At 71.2% G+C, this 18,163-nt stretch carries 20 protein-coding genes and 1 pseudogene; 15 read left to right on the top strand and 6 right to left on the bottom strand.

Translation table 11 applies throughout. From position 1 onward, the window contains the following. The 4 genes from VIP82_RS16925 to VIP82_RS16910 all read left to right on the top strand — a co-directional run. Positions 1–424 (top strand): DUF4190 domain-containing protein (locus tag VIP82_RS16925; RefSeq protein ID WP_331910715.1); only part of this gene is annotated, 424 nt, incomplete at its 5' end. A gap of 67 nt (positions 425–491) precedes the next feature. Then, positions 492–854, top strand: coding sequence for a DUF3099 domain-containing protein (locus VIP82_RS16920; RefSeq protein ID WP_331910713.1), 363 nt, complete (start codon positions 492–494; stop codon positions 852–854). Then, a complete protein-coding gene (locus tag VIP82_RS16915; RefSeq protein ID WP_331910711.1) occupies positions 851–1,081 on the top strand; it encodes a hypothetical protein in 231 nt (76 codons plus the stop codon). The genes VIP82_RS16920 and VIP82_RS16915 overlap by 4 nt, the downstream gene beginning before the upstream one ends. Beyond that, positions 1,078–1,974, top strand: a complete 897-nt coding sequence (locus VIP82_RS16910; RefSeq protein WP_331910709.1) for an SURF1 family cytochrome oxidase biogenesis protein — start codon at positions 1,078–1,080, stop codon at positions 1,972–1,974. The genes VIP82_RS16915 and VIP82_RS16910 overlap by 4 nt, the downstream gene beginning before the upstream one ends. A gap of 114 nt (positions 1,975–2,088) precedes the next feature. On the opposite strand, the gene VIP82_RS16905 is transcribed toward VIP82_RS16910, so the two are convergent. Then, the gene (locus VIP82_RS16905) at positions 2,089–3,687 is read right to left on the bottom strand and encodes an ABC-F family ATP-binding cassette domain-containing protein (protein WP_331910707.1); all 1,599 of its coding nucleotides are present in this window, start codon (positions 3,685–3,687) and stop codon (positions 2,089–2,091) included. Between the two features lie 164 nt (positions 3,688–3,851). Between VIP82_RS16905 and VIP82_RS16900 the strand changes: the two genes are divergently transcribed. The 10 genes from VIP82_RS16900 (at position 3,852) to VIP82_RS16855 (ending at position 13,671) form a co-directional block, all read left to right on the top strand. Next, the gene (locus tag VIP82_RS16900; protein WP_331910705.1) at positions 3,852–4,460 is read left to right on the top strand and encodes a DedA family protein; all 609 of its coding nucleotides are present in this window, start codon (positions 3,852–3,854) and stop codon (positions 4,458–4,460) included. A gap of 26 nt (positions 4,461–4,486) precedes the next feature. Then, complete coding sequence (locus VIP82_RS16895) at positions 4,487–5,755, top strand: sensor histidine kinase (RefSeq protein WP_331910703.1); 1,269 nt, start codon at positions 4,487–4,489, stop codon at positions 5,753–5,755. Further along, positions 5,752–6,423: a response regulator gene (locus VIP82_RS16890; protein WP_331910701.1), complete on the top strand. Its 672-nt coding sequence runs from the start codon at positions 5,752–5,754 to the stop codon at positions 6,421–6,423. The genes VIP82_RS16895 and VIP82_RS16890 overlap by 4 nt, the downstream gene beginning before the upstream one ends. A gap of 96 nt (positions 6,424–6,519) precedes the next feature. Then, complete coding sequence (locus VIP82_RS16885) at positions 6,520–7,815, top strand: acyltransferase family protein (protein WP_331910699.1); 1,296 nt, start codon at positions 6,520–6,522, stop codon at positions 7,813–7,815. Between the two features lie 124 nt (positions 7,816–7,939). Continuing rightward, entirely contained in the window at positions 7,940–8,587 is a 648-nt protein-coding gene (locus tag VIP82_RS16880; RefSeq protein WP_331910697.1) for a biotin transporter BioY, read from the top strand. Between the two features lie 175 nt (positions 8,588–8,762). Beyond that, on the top strand, positions 8,763–9,788 hold the full coding sequence (locus VIP82_RS16875) for an iron-siderophore ABC transporter substrate-binding protein (RefSeq protein WP_331910695.1): 1,026 nt from the start codon (positions 8,763–8,765) through the stop codon (positions 9,786–9,788). A gap of 21 nt (positions 9,789–9,809) precedes the next feature. Further along, positions 9,810–10,856 carry a FecCD family ABC transporter permease gene (locus VIP82_RS16870; protein ID WP_331910693.1) on the top strand — a complete coding sequence of 349 codons (1,047 nt, stop codon included), beginning with the start codon at positions 9,810–9,812 and terminating at the stop codon, positions 10,854–10,856. Then, on the top strand, positions 10,853–11,902 hold the full coding sequence (locus tag VIP82_RS16865; RefSeq protein WP_331910691.1) for a FecCD family ABC transporter permease: 1,050 nt from the start codon (positions 10,853–10,855) through the stop codon (positions 11,900–11,902). The genes VIP82_RS16870 and VIP82_RS16865 overlap by 4 nt, the downstream gene beginning before the upstream one ends. Further along, entirely contained in the window at positions 11,899–12,747 is an 849-nt protein-coding gene (locus VIP82_RS16860; RefSeq protein WP_331910689.1) for an ABC transporter ATP-binding protein, read from the top strand. Before VIP82_RS16865 ends, VIP82_RS16860 begins: the two co-directional genes overlap by 4 nt. A gap of 12 nt (positions 12,748–12,759) precedes the next feature. Then, complete coding sequence (locus VIP82_RS16855) at positions 12,760–13,671, top strand: siderophore-interacting protein (RefSeq protein ID WP_331910687.1); 912 nt, start codon at positions 12,760–12,762, stop codon at positions 13,669–13,671. Between the two features lie 24 nt (positions 13,672–13,695). Here VIP82_RS16855 and VIP82_RS16850 read toward each other — a convergent pair whose 3' ends face one another. From VIP82_RS16850 to VIP82_RS16840, 3 genes are all read right to left on the bottom strand, one after another. After that, the gene (locus VIP82_RS16850; RefSeq protein WP_414684696.1) at positions 13,696–15,069 is read right to left on the bottom strand and encodes an MFS transporter; all 1,374 of its coding nucleotides are present in this window, start codon (positions 15,067–15,069) and stop codon (positions 13,696–13,698) included. Next, entirely contained in the window at positions 15,063–16,223 is a 1,161-nt protein-coding gene (locus VIP82_RS16845; RefSeq protein WP_331910683.1) for a MalY/PatB family protein, read from the bottom strand. The genes VIP82_RS16850 and VIP82_RS16845 overlap by 7 nt, the downstream gene beginning before the upstream one ends. Before the next feature lie 94 nt (positions 16,224–16,317). After that, a complete protein-coding gene (locus VIP82_RS16840) occupies positions 16,318–16,662 on the bottom strand; it encodes a MerR family transcriptional regulator (RefSeq protein WP_331910681.1) in 345 nt (114 codons plus the stop codon). Between the two features lie 67 nt (positions 16,663–16,729). On the opposite strand from VIP82_RS16840, the gene VIP82_RS16835 reads away from it, so the two are divergent. Further along, the gene (locus tag VIP82_RS16835; RefSeq protein WP_331910679.1) at positions 16,730–17,683 is read left to right on the top strand and encodes an SDR family NAD(P)-dependent oxidoreductase; all 954 of its coding nucleotides are present in this window, start codon (positions 16,730–16,732) and stop codon (positions 17,681–17,683) included. A gap of 13 nt (positions 17,684–17,696) precedes the next feature. Here the strand turns inward: VIP82_RS16835 and VIP82_RS16830 are convergent, their stop codons facing one another. Then, complete coding sequence (locus VIP82_RS16830) at positions 17,697–18,026, bottom strand: metal-sulfur cluster assembly factor (protein WP_331910677.1); 330 nt, start codon at positions 18,024–18,026, stop codon at positions 17,697–17,699. A 4-nt stretch (positions 18,027–18,030) separates the two neighbouring features. After that, positions 18,031–18,163: pseudogene (gene sufC, locus VIP82_RS16825) on the bottom strand (Fe-S cluster assembly ATPase SufC); the annotation flags it as partial.

Here is an 18,163-nt window from a genome sequence, read left to right as displayed (position 1 = left end):
CGCCTCCGGTGCGTACCCGCCGCCGGCGCAGGGCGCGTATCCCCCGCCGGCCTACGGCGCCCCTGCACCCGGCGCTGCTGCGTCCTACGGCACGGCGCCCGCCTACGGTGCGGCACCCGCGTACGGCTCCACGCCGGGCTACGGTGCACCGGCCAAGACCAACACGCTCGCGATCGTCTCGCTGATCGCCTCGATCTCGGGCTTCGTCATCCTGCCGTTCATCGGCTCGATCGTCGGCGTCATCACCGGCCACATGTCGCTCAACCAGCTCAAGACGAGCGGCGAGCAGGGACGCGGCATGGCCCTTGCCGGCACCATCGTCGGCTGGGTCGGTCTCGGCCTCGCGATCATCGGCATCATCGCGGCGATCGCGTTCTTCGCGTTCTTCGTGTCGGTGTACCAGCAGACCGGCGGCACGTACTGAATCGCGGAGCCCCGGGACGCGTTCCCGGGGCTCCCGAGCGGTGCAACCGGCGTACCCTGGAAGTACCGTGAAGAGTTCGAGCCACGCCCCGTCGGCCACGTCCCTGCCGCGCGCACCGCGCGACGACGTCGACGCGCGCTCGATCCGGTATCTCGTGACGATGGGCATCCGTGTCGCGTGCTTCATCCTCATGGTCGTGATCACGCCCTACGGCTGGTACACGTGGGTGTTCGGCGCCGCCGCGATCTTCCTTCCGTACATCGCGGTCGTGTCCGCCAATGTCGGCCAGGAGGGGCGCCGAAACCGCCGCGAAGACCCCGAGGCGGCCCTTCCGGCAGCGCCCTCGGCACCGCCGCCACCCGCATCCCGTGTGATCCGCATCGAAGAGACGCGCCCCGCCACTCCGAACACTCCCGACGGGGACGCATGAACGAGGTCGAACCCGAGCCGGCCGTCGACGCGACCTGCTCGCGGGCGGGATGCCGCGCGGCCGCCAGCTGGCGCATCGACTGGCGCAACCCCCGCATCCACACCGAGGACCGACGCAAGACCTGGGTCGCGTGCGACGAGCACGTCGGCTACCTGCGCGACTTCCTCACGGCCCGCGACTTCCCGGTCTGGGTGGCGCCGCTCGTTCCCACGGAGACCGCACGATGAGCCGTCGCTCCGTCAGCATGCAGCATCTGCCCCGCGCCGGTCGCTGGGCCATCTACATCGCGCTCGCGGTGGTCTTCGCGATCGCGTGCGCGTTCCTGTCGAACTGGCAGTTCACGCGCAACCAGGAGCGCTCCGGGCAGCTCGCCCTCGTCGCCGAGAACTACGACGCACCGGCGGTGCCGCTCGCCGACCTCATCCCGGCCGACGGCGAGCTGGACCCGCAGGACGAGTGGCGTCCGGTCGTCCTCACCGGGACCTACCTCGCGGATGACGAGCTCCTCGCCCGCAACCGGCCGCACGGCGGCACCTCGGCCTTCGAGGTGCTCGTGCCGTTCCGCCTGGACGACGGCCGGGTGCTGCTCGTCGACCGCGGCTGGGTGGCGCCCGGGCAGGACCAGCCCGTCCCCGACGCCGTGCCCGCCCCCCCGTCCGGCGAGGCGACCGTCGTCGTGCGACTGCGGCCCGGCGAGGCGCTGCCGTCGTCCGGACGCTCGGCGCCGGAGGGACAGGTTCCGACCATCAACCTCGGGCTGATCGCCGACACGATCCCCGCCGGCGCGGGCGACGCCCTCGAGCAGAGCGCCTACGGCGTGATGGTCTCGGAGGACCCGGCGCCGGCCACCGCGCCGAGCGCCCTCGAGCCGCCGTCTGACGACCCGGGCCCGCACCTCTCGTACGCGATCCAGTGGATCCTGTTCGCGGTGATGGGCTTCGTCTTCATCGGCTACGTCATCCGCACCGAGCGCCGGCACCGCCGCGAGGACGCCGAGGACGCCGAGATCGCGGCGGATGAATCGGAGGATGCCGCTCCCCCGGCTCCGCCGGCCCCCCGCCGTCGCCGTGACCGCGACGCCGAGGACGAGGACGCCCTGCTGGACGCGGCCGGCCGCTGACCGCGAGCGGACGGGTAGCGAGCGCAGGCTCGGAGCCTCTCGACGACACCCCGGTTCGCGGCATCCGTCTCCGGCGCATCGCGCCGCATCTGCGTTTCGGTGCGCGCGAGGGCGTCAGGCGAGGGTGACGAGGTCGACGTAGTCGCGGCCCCAGATGTCTTCGACACCGTCGGGCAGGATCAGCACGCGCTCGGGGTTGAGCGCCTGGACGGCGCCCTCGTCGTGCGACACCAGCACCACGGCGCCTTCGTAGTGCGCGAGCGCACCGAGGATCTCCTCGCGCGACGCCGGGTCGAGGTTGTTCGTGGGCTCGTCGAGCAACAGCATGTTCGCCGACGACACCACGAGCGTCGCGAGCGACAGGCGCGTCTTCTCGCCGCCGGACAGCACGCCGGCCGGCTTGAGCACGTCGTCGCCGGTGAACAGGAACGAGCCGAGCACCTTGCGCGCCTCGGTCGCGGTGATGTCCGGCGCGGCCGACATCATGTTCTCGAGCACCGACCGCGAGACATCGAGGTTCTCGTGCTCCTGCGCGTAGTAGCCGATCTTCAGGCCGTGACCGGGCTCGAGCTGTCCCGTGTCGGGCTGGTCGACGCCGGCGAGGATGCGCAGCAGCGTCGTCTTGCCGGCGCCGTTGAGGCCGAGGATGACGACCTTCGAGCCACGGTCGATCGCGAGGTCGACGTCGGTGAAGATCTCGAGCGAGCCGTACGACTTCGACAGCCCAGACGCCATGAGCGGCGTCTTGCCGCAGGGCGCCGGCTTCGGGAAGCGCAGCTTGGCCACGCGCTCCTCCTGACGCACCTCGTCGAGCCCGGCGAGCATCTTCTCGGCGCGCGCCACCATCTGGTGAGCAGCTGCCGCCTTCGACGCCTTGGCACCGAACCGGGCCGCCTGCTGCTGAAGCACCGTGGCCTTCTTCTCGACGTTGGCGCGCTCCTTCTTGCGGCGCTCCTCGTCGGCCACCCGCTGGCGCAGGTAGTTCTTCCAGTTCATGTTGTAGACGTCGATGATCTGGCGGTTCGCGTCGAGGTAGAACACGCGGTTCACGGTCTCGCCGACGAGCTCCACGTCGTGGCTGATGACGATGAGGCCGCCCTTGTATCCCTTGAGGAACTCGCGCAGCCACACGACGCTGTCGGCGTCGAGGTGGTTGGTCGGCTCGTCGAGGATCATCGTCTGGGCATCCGAGAACAGGATGCGGGCGAGCTCGATGCGACGGCGCTGACCACCCGACAGCGTCTTCAGCGGCTGGTCGAGGATGCGGTCCGGCAGCGACAGGTTGTGCGCGATCGACGCCGCCTCCGCCTCGGCCGCGTAGCCGCCGAGCGCTTCGAAGCGCTCGGTGAGGTTGGCGTACTTGCGCATCGCGCGGGCGGCGATCGCCTCGTCCTCGCTGGCCATGGCGAGCGACGCGTCGTGCATGCCGATCGCGAGCGTGCCGAGCCCGCGAGCATCGAGGATGCGGGTGCGGGCGAGCATCTCTGGGTCGCCCGAGCGGGGGTCCTGCGGCAGATAGCCGAGTTCGCCGGAGCGCTCCACTTTGCCGTCGGCGGGGATGAGGTCTCCTGCGAGCACCTTGGTCAGCGTCGTCTTGCCGGCGCCGTTGCGGCCGACCAGTCCGATCTTGTCGCCGTCCGACACGCGGAAGGAGACGTCCGACATGAGCACGCGAGCGCCCACGCGGATCTCGAGGTCGTGCACGGCGAGCACAGCGGATGTCCGTTCCGTCGGTGGAGAGGGGTGATGACCGAATGGCCAGCCATCCAGTATACGGGGCGCCGTCACCGCCCGATCGACCGAATACCTCCGCGGAGGGACCCGGTCGATACCTCAGAGGGATGCTGCGCCGCACACCCCGCGCATAGTTTTCCGGGGTGGATCTCATCACCGACCTCGTCCTGCAGGCTGTCTCCTCGCCGTGGCTGTACCTTGTGATGCTCGTCGTGGCCATCGTCGACGGCTTCTTCCCGCCGGTGCCGAGCGAGACCGTGCTGGTCGCCGCGGCGGCGGTGGCGGCATCCACCGGCCGACCGGATCTGGTGATCCTCGGTGTCGTGGCCGCCACCGGAGCCGCCGTGGGCGACAACGTCGCCTTCGCCATCGGGCGGCGCACCGGCACGACCCGGTTCGCCTGGATGCGGCGGCCACGGGTCGCCGGCGCCTTCGCGTGGGCGGGTTCGGGGCTGGACCGTCGCGGGGCGGGCCTCATCCTCGGCGCCCGCTTCATCCCGGTCGGGCGCGTCGCGGTCAACCTGTCCGCGGGCGCGCTGGGCTACCCGTGGCGGCGGTTCGCCGTCCTCAGCGTGGCGGCAGGACTGTGCTGGGCCGCCTACAGCATCGCGATCGGCCTGCTCGCAGGCGCCTGGCTGAAGGACCAGCCGCTCCTCAGCGCGGTACTGGGCATCGTGCTGGCCCTCGCGATCGGTCTCGTCGTCGATCGCGTCATCGCGCTCCGCGCACGCCGTGTCGCGGCACCCGTGTGAACGCCGACGGCTGACAGGATGACAGGATGCGCGCGACCCGTTCACCGGCACCTGCCGAGACCGCGAAGCGCCGCCGGCTGAGCCCGCGGACGTTCGCATTCGGTGCGCTGGCGCTGGCGTCGGTCGCGCTCTTCTCCGTGCTCGTGCCGGTGCACGTCGCGCTGTACCTGCAGCCGGCGCCGCTCGCGTTCCTGTTCGGCGCGATGCTGTGCGCCGCGCCTGTCGTCGCGGTCTGGTTCCCCCGGTGGTCCATCGCGCTGTTCGTCGTCTCGGCAGTCGCGCTGCCGTTGCCCGCCGCAGAGGAGGTTGCCACCACCTGGCCGTGGCCGTGGTCGGTTCCGGCGATGCTCGTGCTCATCCTCTTCGTGGGCGTGCTCGCGATCGTGCACGGCTGGCGTCTCGCGCTGGTCGCCTGGCTCCTCGCCATCGTGGGCACGCTGACCGTGGTCATCGGGCTGGCCGGCGCCCTCCCTGTAGCGGCAGGCATCGTGAACCTGGTGATCGTGACGTCGGTCTCGGGGGCGGCGCTGCTGGTGGCCGTGCTGGTCGCGAGCCGCCTGCGCGTGGGCGCCGAGCTCAGCCGTGAGCGGGAGCTGACCGCGAGCGAGCAGTCCCGGCGCGTACTGGTCGAGGAGCGCACCCGCATCGCGCGCGAGCTGCACGACGTCGTGGCGCACGGGATGTCGCTCATCCAGGTGCAGGCGTCGACCGCTCGGTACCGCGTGCCCGGACTCTCCGACGAGGCGCGTCACGAGTTCGATGAGATCGCACAGACCGCACGCGAGGGCCTGACCGAGATGCGACGTCTGCTCGGCGTCCTGCGCACCGATGACCAGCAGGCCGATCTGACCCCGCAGCAGGGGCTACGCGACATCCCGGACCTCGTGCAGGCCCTCCGCCGCGCGGGCGCCGAGATCGACGCGAGCCTCGCGCCGGCACCCGATAGCGTGCCGAGCGCGGTCGACATCGCCGCGTTCCGCATCGTGCAGGAAGCGCTGAGCAACGCCGTGCGGCACGCCCCCCACGCGCGGGTGACGCTGTCGGTGGCGGCGGATGCCGCGGCGGTGCGCGTCGTCGTCCGCAACGGCCCGCCCGATCCTGCGCAGCCGCCATCCGCACTGCCGTCGCAGCGCGGGCACGGGCTCCTCGGCATGCGCGAGCGCGCCGCGCTCGTCGGCGGCGAGCTCAGAGCCGCACGCGACGCCGACGGGGGCTGGACGGTGCAGGCCATGCTCCCCCTCGCCGGCATCGCGACCGACCCCGACACCATCCCGACCACGGAAGGCCCACAGTGACGATCTCCGTCCTCATCGCCGACGACCAGGCCATGGTACGGGCGGGCTTCGCCGCCCTGCTCGACGCGCAGGAGGATGTCCGCGTGGTCGGCCAGGCCGCCGACGGGGCCGAGGCCGTCTCGCTGTCCGCGCGGCTGAACCCCGACGTCGTGCTGATGGATGTGCGGATGCCCGAGCTCGACGGCATCGCGGCGACGCGCCGCATCCTCGGCCCCGGCTACCCCGCCGCGCACGTTCCGCGCATCCTCATGCTCACGACGTTCGACATCGACGACTACGTCTACGACGCGCTCGAAGCGGGTGCGAGCGGATTCCTCCTCAAAGACGCCCTGCCGGAAGACCTCGTGCATGCGGTGCGGGTCGTGGCCGCCGGCGATGCACTGCTCGCGCCGAGCGTCACCCGGCGCATGATCGAGCACTTCGCCGCCCGTCGGCCGCGGGCGGGGCGAGCGACGGCGACGCTCCGCGAACTCACCGAGCGCGAGCGCGAGGTGCTCACCCTCATCGGCCGCGGCCGCTCGAACGCGGAGATCGCCGGCGAGCTGTTCATCTCGGAGCAGACCGTGAAGACCCACGTGGGCAAGGTGCTCGCCAAGCTCGGCGCCCGCGACCGCGTGCAGGCGGTCATCTTCGCCTACGACGCGGGCCTGGTCGAAGCCGCCTCCTGATCACCCCACGGGGTGAGACGGCAACAGCACCACGGGGCGATGCCCCCGCTGTCGCCGCCTCCATAGCCTTCCGGGACGTACCCCCGAGGAGGCCTCATGACCACCGTCCGCCCCACCGCCGCCGCGGTCGCTCCGACCGCCCCTGCCGGCAGAGACCGCGCGATCGATCTGGTCCGTGCCCTGTGCATCAGCGCGGTGGTGGTCCTGCACGCGATGATGGTCGGCGTCACCGTGACCGACACCGGCCCGTCGTTCGTCAACGCGAGCGACGGCACCGCGTGGATCGTGCCGCTCAGCTGGGCACTCCAGGTCATGCCGCTCTTCTTCGTGATCGGCGGATTCTCCGGGGTGACCGCGTTCCGCAGAGCCCGAGCGCGGGGAGTCGACGGCGTCGGCTTCGTCGCGGGGCGCGTCCACCGCCTGCTCCTTCCCGCACTCGTCACGATCGGCGCCGCGGGCGGGATGCTGGCGCTCCTCGCGGCCGCCGGGGTGCCCTCGGACCTCGTGACCCTGGCCGGGTTCCGGTTCGCGCAGCCGCTGTGGTTCCTCGGCGTCTTCCTCGTCTGCCAGGCGCTGCTCCCCGCGCTGCTGCGCCTCCACGAGCGGGCGCCGCTGCGCAGCATCTCCGCGCTGGTCCTGGCGGCGGCGGCGGTCGACGTCGCACGCATCACGACAGGAATCGAGGGGCTCGGCTTCCTGAACCTCGCATTCGTGTGGCTGGCGATGCAGCAGCTCGGCTTCTTCCTCGCCGACGGCCGGATCGACGCGCTGTCACGACGGGCGCGGGCACTCTGGCTCGTCGGGGCGGTCGCGGGGCTCGCGATCTCGTTCACGAGCGGCATCCACTCCCCCGATCTGGTCGCCAACATCAACCCGCCGACGACCGCGCTGCTGCTGGTCGGCATCGCGCACACCGCACTGTTCTCGCTCTTCCGGGGACCGCTGGCGCGCCTGGCCGAGCGGCGGCTCCCGTCGGCGCTCACCGACTTCGTCACCCCGCGTGCGATGACCGTGTACCTGTGGCACATGCCCGTCCTCCTGGGCCTCGCGGGGCTGACGGCAGCCGCGGCGATGGTGACCGAGGCGCCGCTGCCCGCCGTGGACAGCGCATCATGGTGGCTCGCCCGCCCGCTCTGGCTGGCCCTGGCACTCACCGTGACGGCGCTCGTCGCGCGATGGCTCGCGCCGATCGAGGCCCTTCCCGCACCCGCAGCGGCGCGCTCCGCGTGGCGTGTCGGCACGGCCGCCGTCGTGGGCACGGCCGCCGTCGCGATGCTGCTGGTCGCCGGCACCTCCGTCGTCACCGCGGCCGTCGCCGTCGCGCTGCTCGGTGCTGCACTGCATGGTGCTCGCAGACCGGCGCCGACCCTGCGACGCCTGGCACTCGCATGAGCAAGGGTGCGTCCGTGCGGCATGGCCGACACGGCGGGTGTCGTAGAAGGCGGACAGCGGATCGGCCGATCATTGGTGGACGGCGTCCAAGTAGGCCCGCGCGGGTCCCTCTAGGCTGAGTGCCATGTCATCCATCGCCGCTGCCCCGACCGCCTCCGCAGGGACCCGTCGCGTGCTCGCCGACGTCATCGCCCGCCCGTCCTCGCGCGCGCGCGCGTTCGCCCTCGACGCCGGTCTCGTCATCGCCGGTGCGACCATCGTCGCCCTCCTCGCCCAGGTGGAGATCCCGCTGTGGCCTGTCCCCATCACAGGACAGACGCTCGGAGTGATCGTCGTCGGCGCCGCCCTCGGCGCATGGCGCGGCGCCGCGGCGCTCACGACCTACATGCTCGTGGGGCTCGCCGGACTCCCGGTCTTCGCTGGGTTCACCGGCACGCTCGCGGCCGTCGGCAAGCCGAGCTTCGGCTTCGTGATCGGCTTCATCTTCTCGGCCTTCGTCGCCGGCTGGTTCGCCGAACGCGCCTGGGATCGCCGTCCCGCGCTGGCGTTCCTCGGCTTCGCGGCGGCCAGCGTCGTGCCGTTCCTGTTCGGCATCCCGTACATGGCGTTCATCCTGAACGTCGTCATGGGTCTCGACTACTCGTTCGGCGCCCTCCTCGAGGCGGGCCTGCTCCCCTTCATCGTCGGCGGCCTGGTGAAAGCGGCGCTCGCCGCGGCGATCATCCCCGGCGCCTGGGCGCTCGTGCGTGCGGCGGACAAGACCAAGGAGTGATCGGATGCCTCCTCGCGAGGTATCCGCCATCGACAGCCCCGGCCGCATCGGCCGGGGCTGTCGTGCGCGCGTGGTGTGTGTCGACGTGGATTGGCAATCTGGAAAACGGCTGGGTAAGGTTGGCCTTACTGCGCCCGAATAAGGGCATCCTTACCTAAATCTCCCGGAGGATTCCGTGCGCCTGAAACGCCCCGCTGCTGCCACCGCAATGCTCGCGATCGCCGCGATCGCCCTCGTCGGGTGTGCGAACGCCGCTGCCGACGACGACACCGCGACGGGCTCCGCGTCGGGCGACGGCTTCCCGGTCACGGTCGAGCACGCGTACGGCGAGACGGTCATCGAGTCCAAGCCCGAGCGCGTCGCGACGGTCGCCTGGTCGAACCAGGAGGTGCCTCTGGCGCTCGGCGTCGTCCCGGTCGGAATGGCAGAGGTGACGTGGGGCGACGACGACGGCGACGGTGTGCTGCCCTGGGTGGAGGACAAGCTCGAGGAGCTGGGCGCCGAGACGCCGGTGCTGTTCGACGAGACCGACGGGATCGACTTCGAGGCGGTCGCCGACACGCAGCCCGACGTGATCCTGGCCGCCAACTCCGGCCTCACCCAGGAGGAGTACGACACGCTGTCGAAGATCGCGCCCGTCGTCGCCTACCCCGGCGCGGCGTGGGGCACGTCGTACGAGGACATGATCCGCCTCAATTCCCAGGCGCTCGGCCTGGCGGACGAGGGCGATGCCCTCATCGAGGAGCTGCACGGCGAGGTCGACGCCGCGCTCGCGAACTACCCGGAGCTGGCCGAATCGCGCGTGCTGTTCTCGTACATCGATCCGTCGGACTTCAGCCAGATCGGCTTCTACACGAGCACCGACACGCGGCCCGGGTTCCTGGAGAGCCTCGGCTTCCCCGTGCCGACCGTCGTGACCGAGGAGTCGGACGGCGAGGCCTTCTACACCACGGTCAGCGCCGAGCAGGCCGACCGCTTCGCCGACGTCGACGTCTTCGTCACCTACGGCGACGCCAGTGGCTCGATCATCGCCCAGCTCCAGGCCGACCCGCTGCTGTCGCAGATCCCCGCCATCGCCGAGGGCCGGATCGCCATCCTCGAGGAGTCGACTCCGCTGGCTGCCTCGGCCAACCCTTCGCCGCTGTCGATCGGCTGGGGCGTCGACGAGTACTTCGCGCTGCTCGCCGGCGCGCTCGGCTGATCCCGCCGGAGTCTGATCGGAGTGGCTGTCATCGAGACCTCCGCGACGCTGCCGGATGCCGCATCCCTGCGGCGTCCGGCAGCAGTGCGGCTGGCGTGGCTGGCGGCGTGCCTCGCGGTGCTCGCCGCGCTGTGCGTCGCCTCGGTCGCGTTCGGCGCCCGTGATGTCGGCTTGGCAGACATCCTGGGCGGTCTCGCCGGGGACACGAGCGGCGTCGCGCAGGCCGCCGTGGTCGCCCGCCTGCCCCGCACGGTGCTGGCGATCGCCGTCGGCGCGGCTCTGGCCATGTCGGGCGCGGCGATGCAGGCGGTGACCCGCAACCCGCTCGCGGATCCCGGCATCCTGGGCATCTCCGGCGGAGCGGCGCTCGCCGTGGTCATCGGGATCGCCTTCTTCGGAATGTCAGACCCGTACGCGTTCATCGCGGCATCCATCATCGGCGCCGGCGGCGCCGCGGTCTTCGTCTACACCGTCGGCTCCCTGGGGCGCGGCGGCGCGACGCCGCTCAAGCTGGCACTGGCCGGGGCGGCGACGTCGGCCGCCTTCATGTCGCTCGTGAGCGCCGTGCTCCTCCCCCGCGTCGACCTGCTCGAGACCTTCCGGTTCTGGCAGATCGGCGGCGTGGGCGGCGCGACGTGGGATCGCATCGCCACCATCCTCCCCGTGCTCGCGATCGGTGCGATCATCACGATCGCCTGCGCCCGTGGCATGAACTCGCTCGCGCTCGGTGACGACGTCGCCACCGGTCTCGGCGAGCATGTGATGCGCACGCGGCTCATCGCGTCGGCCGGAGCCGTCATCCTCTGCGGCGCCGCGACCGCCATCGCCGGGCCCATCGCATTCGTCGGGCTGATCATCCCCCACTTCTGCCGGCTGCTCGTCGGCACCGACCATCGCTGGCTCCTCCCCTTCTCGGCGGTGGCCGGAGCGGTCCTGCTGGTCGCGGCAGACGTCGTCGGCCGTGTCATCGCGCGACCGGACGAGATCGAGGTCGGCATCCTGACCGCACTCGTCGGCGCCCCGTTCTTCATCTGGATCGTCCGACGCCAGAAGGTGAGGGAACTGTGAGCACCCAGACCCTCTCCCCCGTGTCGGCACAATTGGTCGTCACGGGTCGCCGGCGCCGCGCGCGGCGCCGCACCGCGGTGACCGTCGCGCTCGCCCTCGGCGTCGTGCTCGTCTTCGCCGTCTCGCTCATGGTCGGGCAGACCTTCTACGGACTCGACGACGTGGTGCGCGTCATCCTCGGCGAGACCGTGCCGGGCGCGTCGTTCACGGTCGGCGAGCTGCGCCTGCCCCGCGCCGTCCTCGCGATCCTCGCGGGATGCGCGTTCGGCATCGCCGGCGTCACGTTCCAGACGATGCTGCGCAACCCGCTCGCCTCGCCCGACATCATCGGCATCACCGCGGGCGCCAGCGCGGCCGCCGTGTTCGGCATCGTCATCCTGTCGCTGGACGACACCGCGGTCTCGATCCTGGCTGTCGCCGGCGGACTGCTGACGGCGCTCGCGATCTATCTGCTGTCCAACAAGGGCGGGTTCGCCGGAACGCGACTGATCCTCATCGGCATCGGCGTGGCGGCCATGCTGGATGCGACAGTCACCTACGTCCTGTCCAAGGCGGCGTCCTACGACCTGCAGGCGGCCATGCGCTGGCTCACCGGAAGCCTCAACGGGGCCACCTGGTCGGCGGTCCTGCCCCTCGCTCTCGCGAGCCTGGTGCTCGTGCCGGCGTTGCTGTCCCGGGGTCGCGACCTGAACGTCATGCGCCTCGGCGACGATGCGGCGGCGAGCCTCGGCGTGCGTCTGCAGGGCAGCCGGGTGATCACCATCGTGGCGGCCGTCGCTCTGCTGGCCTTCGCGACCGCCGCCACCGGCCCGATCGCCTTCGTCGCGTTCATGGCCGGCCCGATCGCGGCGCGCATCGTCGGACCCGGAGGGTCGCTGCTGCTGCCCTCCGCCCTCGTCGGGGCGCTGCTCGTGCAGCTCGCCGATCTGCTCGGGCAGTTCGCTTTCGACAGCCGTTACCCGGTCGGGGTCGTCACCGGCGTGCTCGGCGCCCCCTTCCTCATCTACCTCCTCATCAGGACGAATCGAGCGGGAGGCTCGCTATGACCGAATCACACCGCCTGTCGGCCGAGGAGCTGACCCTGTCCTACGGCGACCGCACGATCGTCGAGGGCCTCGATCTCGTGATCCCGCCCGGGAGCATCACGGCGATCGTCGGTGCGAACGGATGCGGCAAGTCCACGCTGCTGCGCGCGCTCGCGCGTCTCATCTCGCCGCGAGAGGGTCAGGTCGTCCTCGACGGCAAGGCGCTGCACGGTCGTCCGACCAAGGAGATCGCGCGAACGCTCGGGCTGCTGCCGCAGAGCCCCATCGCCCCCGAGGGCATCGCTGTCGCCGACCTCGTCGGACGCGGCCGCCACCCTCATCAGAAGCTGCTGGCGCGCTGGAGCGCCCACGACTACGACGTCGTCGCGCGCTCTCTCGCCGCCACCGGGATCGAGGAGCTCGCCGACCGCTCCGTCGACGAGCTCTCGGGCGGCCAGCGCCAGCGCGCCTGGATCGCGATGGCGCTCGCGCAGGAGACCGACATCCTGCTGCTCGACGAGCCGACCACGTTCCTCGACGTGGCCCACCAGGTCGAGGTTCTCGACCTGCTCACCGACCTCAACCGGGAGCGCGGCACCACGATCGTGATGGTGCTGCACGACATGAATCTCGCCGCACGCTATTCCGACCACCTGTTCGCGCTGCGCGCCGGGCGGATCGTCGCCAGCGGCGCGCCCGGCGACGTCATGACGAGCGAGCTCATCCGCGAAGTCTTCGATCTCGACGCCCTCGTGGTGCCCGACCCCGTGTCGGGCTCCCCCATCGTCCTTCCCCGCGGCCGGCACCACGTGTCGTCTGCCGTGCCCGCCGCCGCGGCATCCGTCGGCGCGACCGCCTCATCCTGACAGGAGCCTCTGTTGTCCGACGCCGATGTGCCCTACCGCTTCTTCCGCGCGCGTGTGACCGCGATCGCCGATGTGACGCCGAGCTTCCGCCGCTTCACGTTCGGCGGCGACGATCTCGCCGACTACGGGGATCCCGGCCTCGATCAGCGCGTCAAGATCGTGTTCCCCACGCGCACGCTGGGCCTCGACCAGATGCCGACGGGCGACGACTGGTACGCCCAGTGGCGCGAGCTTCCCGACGACCGGCGTCTGCCGTTCCGCACATACACGACCCGCTACGTCCGCAATCATGTCGGCGAGGTCGACGTCGACATGGTGTCGCACGACGTGATCGGGCCGGCATCCGACTGGATCGCCCGCGCCCGACTCGGCGACGAGGTCCTCATCTTCGCGCCGACCGCGGCGCACAGCGGCGTGAGCTTCGGCATCGACTTCGTGCCCCCGGCCCGCGTCGACGCCATCCTGCTCGCGGGCGATGAGACGGCCGCGCCGGCGATCGCCGCGATCCTCGAGCAGCTGCCGCGCGACGCGCGCGGAGTGGTTGCTGTAGAGCTGCCGCACGCCGACGACGCCGCCTACCTCCCGCAGCACCCCGGTTTCGAATACCGCATCGGTGCGCGCGGCGACGGCGACCGTCACGCCCACCTGGTCGAGTCGGTGACGGATGCCGCGGCCCGGCTCGTGCCCGCCGGCACCGGAGCCGACGTCGAGGAGGTCGACATCGACACCGACATCCTCTGGGAGGTGCCCCGCACCGCCAAGGGCGGAGCCGCGCTCAAAAGCGCACGGCTGTACGCCTGGCTCGCAGGCGAGGCGGGCGCGATCAAGGCGCTGCGCCGCCACCTGGTCTCGGAGCGCGGCGTCGACCGCCGCGCGGTCGCGTTCATGGGCTACTGGCGTCTCGGCCGCGCAGAGAACACCTGAAGCGCGGTCAGCGCCGGGTTCGCGTCAGCGCCGCGGCGACGCCTCGTGGGCGTGGCCGAGCCGCAGACCAGGCACGAGCGCGCCGAGCGCGAGCACCATGGCGATGGCGAACACGGCCGGGAATCCGGCATCCGTCCCCGCGAGCGCGGTGAAGACGAGACCCATCGCGGCGATCGACGACGCCGAGCCGACGGCGTCCGAGATCGACAGCGCCGATGAGTTGAACCCCTGGTTCTGCGCCGTCGAGTACGCGAGCGTCAGCACCGTCAGCCGCGGGTACATCAGGCCCATGCCGCCGCCCGCGAGTGCCCAGCCGGCGATGACGACCGCAGGGTGCAGTCCGAGGAGCGCTGTGACGGCCGCGACGACCAGAGCCGCCACCAGGAGTGCGGTACCGATCAGCGTGATGCGGGTGTTGCCGATGCGGTCGCCGAACCTGCCCTGCACGTCGGCGGCGCTCGCCCACGCCAGCGCGGCGGCCGTGAGGCCGAGCCCCGCCCAGGTCGGCGAGAACCCGTACCCGTCGATGAGCAGGTACGGCACGTAGATCTCGGCACCGAACAGCGCGCCCGCGATCAGTCCGCGCATCAGCACCACGCTCGGCAGGCCGCGGGCGGCCAGCAGCGTGCCGCGCGGCAGCAGCGGCCGCGAGGCGAGCGCGATGACGACGACGGATGCCGCCACCGCCGCCCACGCCCAGGTCCCCAGTTCGCCGGCGAGGCTGAGACCCAGGGCGCCGACGGCGACGGCCACGGCACAGGCCAGCCGCGGCGCGATGCGCGAGGTCGCCGGCTCGTCGGTGTGGAGCGGGAGGCCGTGGAGGCGTGCCACCACCATCGCGAAGGCGACCACCGTGAGCGCCGCCACGCCGAGGAAGACCCACCGCCAGTGCAGGAACTCCGTCACAGCTCCCGCCAGGAACGGGCCGATGAGCGAGGGCACCACCCAGGCCGCCGAGAACGCGGCGAAGACGCGGCCGTGCATCGCGCCCGGATAGACGCGGGCGACGACGACGTACAGCGCCACCGTCTGCCCGCCGGTGCCGAGGCCTTGCACCAGTCGCCCGGCGACGAGCGCCGGCATCGTGAGGGCGAGACCCGAGATGAGCAGCCCGATGACGAACAGTCCGACGGCCGTGCTCAGCGGTGCGAGCACGCCGCCGCGATCGCACCACGCGCCCACGGCGACCATGCCGATGACGCTCGTGGCGAGAGTTCCGGCGAACGCCACGGCGTAGAGGCGCTCACCGTCGAAATCGGCGCTCACCACCGGCATCACCGTGGTCACCGCGAGGGACTGGATCGCCGCCAGGAAGATCAGGGCGACAGCGCCGACCGTCACCCAGACGAACCTGCCCTGCCAGATGCCCGTCGCGGGCTCGGGGGCCGTGGTCACGATCGCGCCAAGGCGCCAATGCGCTCCACCGCCTCGCGGAGCAGCTCGGGCGCGCACCCGAAGTTGATGCGGACGTGCCCCGTGCCCTCTGCGCCGAACAGCGGTCCGTGGTGCAGGGCCACCTTCGCGTCGCGCAGCACCTTCACCGCGGGGTTGTCGCCCCACCCGTACGCCGACAGGTCGACCCAGGCGAGGAAGCCGGCGTCGGGCGGCAGGTAGCGCGCCTGCGGCAGGTGCTCGGCGAGGAGCTCCGCCAGCAGCAGGCGGTTGGCGTCGAGGGCGGCCAGCAGGCTCTCCAGCCACTCGTCACTCTCGGGCGAATAGGCCGCGACATTCGAGAGCGCGCCGAACAGGCCCGTACGCCACTCGACCTCCCACGGCAGAGAGCGCAGGGCCGCGCGCTGCGGGTCGCCGCCCGCGACCATCACCGCGCACTTGAGGCCGGCGAGGTTGAAGGTCTTGCTCGCGCTGGTCACCGCGTAGCCGACCCGCCGCGCCGACTCCGACGCGGCCAGGAACGGCGTGAACGCCGTCGGCGCGTAGGTCAGCGGGCCGTGGATCTCGTCACTGATCACCGTCGCGCCGAATCCCTCGGCGACATCCGCCAGCGCGGCCAGGCTCTCGGGCGTGTGCACGGTTCCCGTGGGATTGTGCGGGTTGCACAGCAGCACGGCGCGTGCGCCGCCCGCGAGGGCCGCCTCCACACCGAGGAGGTCGATCTCCCAGCCTGCGTCGCCCGCCGTGAGCGGCACTCGCTCGACCACGCCTCCGGCCTCCTCGACGGTGTCGTAGAACGGCGGGTACACGGGAGGCATGACCACGACACGGTCACCGGGCTCGATCACCTTGCGCAGGATCTCGACGACGCCCATCATGACGTCGCCCGTCCAGAACACGTCCGCGGGGTCGACGTCCCACCCCCAGCGGCGCTCGGCGAAGCCGGCGAAGGCCTCGCGGACGCCGGGGTCGGGAGGGGTGTAGCCGGTGTCGCCGAGCTGCACCGCGCGCGTCAGCACCCGTGTGATCTCGGGAGCCAGCGCGTAGTCGGTCTCGGCCACGAAGAAAGGCAGCACGTCCTCCCCGTACTTCCGCCACTTCGTGCTCGTGCGCTGACGCAGCTCGTCGATGGGCAGTGCTCTCAGGGGGGTGACGCTCACCATTCGACCCTATCGAGCCGTGGTGAACTGGCGCCGCCGGGTGTCACCGTGCGAAACGACGGTGCGGGCGATCCCGGTACGGTCGAGCGCCTCGTCAGGCGTTGGCGAGGAGGTACGAGGTGAGCGACTCCTCGATCGTCGCAAGCCTCTCGGCGCGTGTGCGGACATCTGCGCGCAGCGCCTCGATCTGCTCGAGCAGTGCCGGACACGCCGCTTCGGACCGTTCTCCGACAGTGCAGGGAAGCACATCCGTGATCAACGCGGTGGGAAGGCCGATGTCGAGGAGGGAACGAATGGTCTCCACGATCGCGACGGAGTTCTCGGGGTACACGCGGTAGCCGTTGGGCAGGCGGTCGGATGTCAGCAGCCCCTGCTGTTCGTAATAGCGAAGTGACCGGACGCTCGCTCCGGTCCGACTGCTCAGCTCTCCGATCTGCACGCCTTCTCCTCCTGTCTCTGACGCCGGACTTGACCCTGACATCAATGTCAGACTCTAGCCTGCCGACATGACGACGACATCACGCCCCGCATCGCCCTCGCGCATCCGCCTGATCGCCCCTCTCGCTCCGCCGCCGGATCTCAGCGGCCGTCGCGCCGTCGTCACCGGCGGCACGAGTGGCCTCGGCCTCGTCACCACGCGCACATTGGCCTCCTGGGGCGCCGCGGTGATCGTCGGAGCGCGCGATGTCGAGCGTGCCGCGCAGGTGCGTCAGCGACTCCTTCACGACCTCGGGCTCTCCGATGACCGAGTGACGGTCGCACACCTGGACCTGCTCGACCTGGATTCCGTCGATCGCTTCGGGCGCGTCGCCGCCGCGGCATCCGTGGATCTGCTCGTGCTCAACGCCGCGAGCAGCAGCGTGGCGTTCCGGACCAGCCGCGAGGGCGTCGAGAGCCAGTTCGCCACCAACCACCTCGGTCACTTCGCTCTCACGGGGCAGCTGCTCGATCAGCTCGAAGCGGGCCAGGACCCGCGCGTCGTGACAGTCTCGTCCGCGCTCTACACGAGAGGTGCCCTCGACCTCGATCGGCTGGGAGACGCCGTCGGATACTCGCCAGGGCGCGGGTACATCCGCGCGAAGCTCGCGAACACGATGTTCGCGGTGGAGCTGGAGCGCCGGCTTCGTCGGGCGAAGAGCGGCATCCGCAGCTTCGCAGCCCACCCCGGCATGGCGAGGACGCCGCTGCACGGGACGTATCCGTCGGCGACGACCCGCGCCGTCACCGCGCTGCTGGCCCGTGCGATCGGCCGTGAGCCGGAGCCTGCCGATGTCGGCATCCTCGCCGCCGCCGCAGCGGCGACCGTGACGCCCGACCTGTTCTGGGGCCCGGTCGGTTCGAAGACCCGACCGGACGTGGAGGGCGTGCCGTTCGCCCCGGCGGCCACCGACGAGAGTGCCGCCATCGCCCTGTGGAACGCGTCCATGGCGCTGACGAGGCGGCGCTACCTCGAGGACTAGCTGGGCCTGGGCCTCAGATCGCGAAGCCGAGCGCGCGCATCATGTCGCGCCCGTCGTCGGTGATGCGCTCGGGACCCCACGGCGGCATCCACACCCAGTTGATGCGGAACGCCTCAACGACGCCGTCGAGCGCCTCGGCGGTCTGCTCCTCGAGCACGTCGGTGAGCGGGCATCCGGCGCTCGTGAGCGTCATGTGGATGATGAGCGCGTTGTTCTCGTCATCCCATCCGAGGTCGTAGATGAGTCCGAGGTCGACGATGTTGATGCCGAGCTCCGGGTCCATCACGTCCTTGAGCGCCTCTTCGATCTCGTCGTAACGAGCCGGCGCGAGTGTGCTGGTCATAGAACTAGCCTACGTTCGTGCCGGTGAGAAAGCGATCGTAACCCTCGTCTTCAAGGCGATCTGCGAGCTCACGTCCACCCTGCTCCGCGATGCGGCCGTTGACGAAGACGTGCACGAAGTCGGGCTCGATGTAGCGG

The organism is Microbacterium sp. (assembly GCF_036566905.1).
Taxonomy (GTDB): domain Bacteria; phylum Actinomycetota; class Actinomycetes; order Actinomycetales; family Microbacteriaceae; genus Microbacterium.
This window is presented reverse-complemented; position numbering and strand designations above follow the sequence as displayed.

What these genes read in the sequence shown, in the direction of transcription:
- VIP82_RS16910 (WP_331910709.1), top strand. Translation starts at nt 1,078, where the DNA reads ATGAGCCGTCGCTCCGTCAGCATGCAGCATCTGCCCCGCGCCGGTCGC.
- VIP82_RS16860 (WP_331910689.1), top strand. Translation starts at nt 11,899, where the DNA reads ATGACCGAATCACACCGCCTGTCGGCCGAGGAGCTGACCCTGTCCTAC.
- VIP82_RS16915 (WP_331910711.1), top strand. Translation starts at nt 851, where the DNA reads ATGAACGAGGTCGAACCCGAGCCGGCCGTCGACGCGACCTGCTCGCGG.
- VIP82_RS16895 (WP_331910703.1), top strand. Translation starts at nt 4,487, where the DNA reads ATGCGCGCGACCCGTTCACCGGCACCTGCCGAGACCGCGAAGCGCCGC.
- VIP82_RS16835 (WP_331910679.1), top strand. Translation starts at nt 16,730, where the DNA reads ATGACGACGACATCACGCCCCGCATCGCCCTCGCGCATCCGCCTGATC.
- VIP82_RS16885 (WP_331910699.1), top strand. Translation starts at nt 6,520, where the DNA reads ATGACCACCGTCCGCCCCACCGCCGCCGCGGTCGCTCCGACCGCCCCT.
- VIP82_RS16880 (WP_331910697.1), top strand. Translation starts at nt 7,940, where the DNA reads ATGTCATCCATCGCCGCTGCCCCGACCGCCTCCGCAGGGACCCGTCGC.
- VIP82_RS16830 (WP_331910677.1), bottom strand. Translation starts at nt 18,026, where the DNA reads ATGACCAGCACACTCGCGCCGGCTCGTTACGACGAGATCGAAGAGGCG.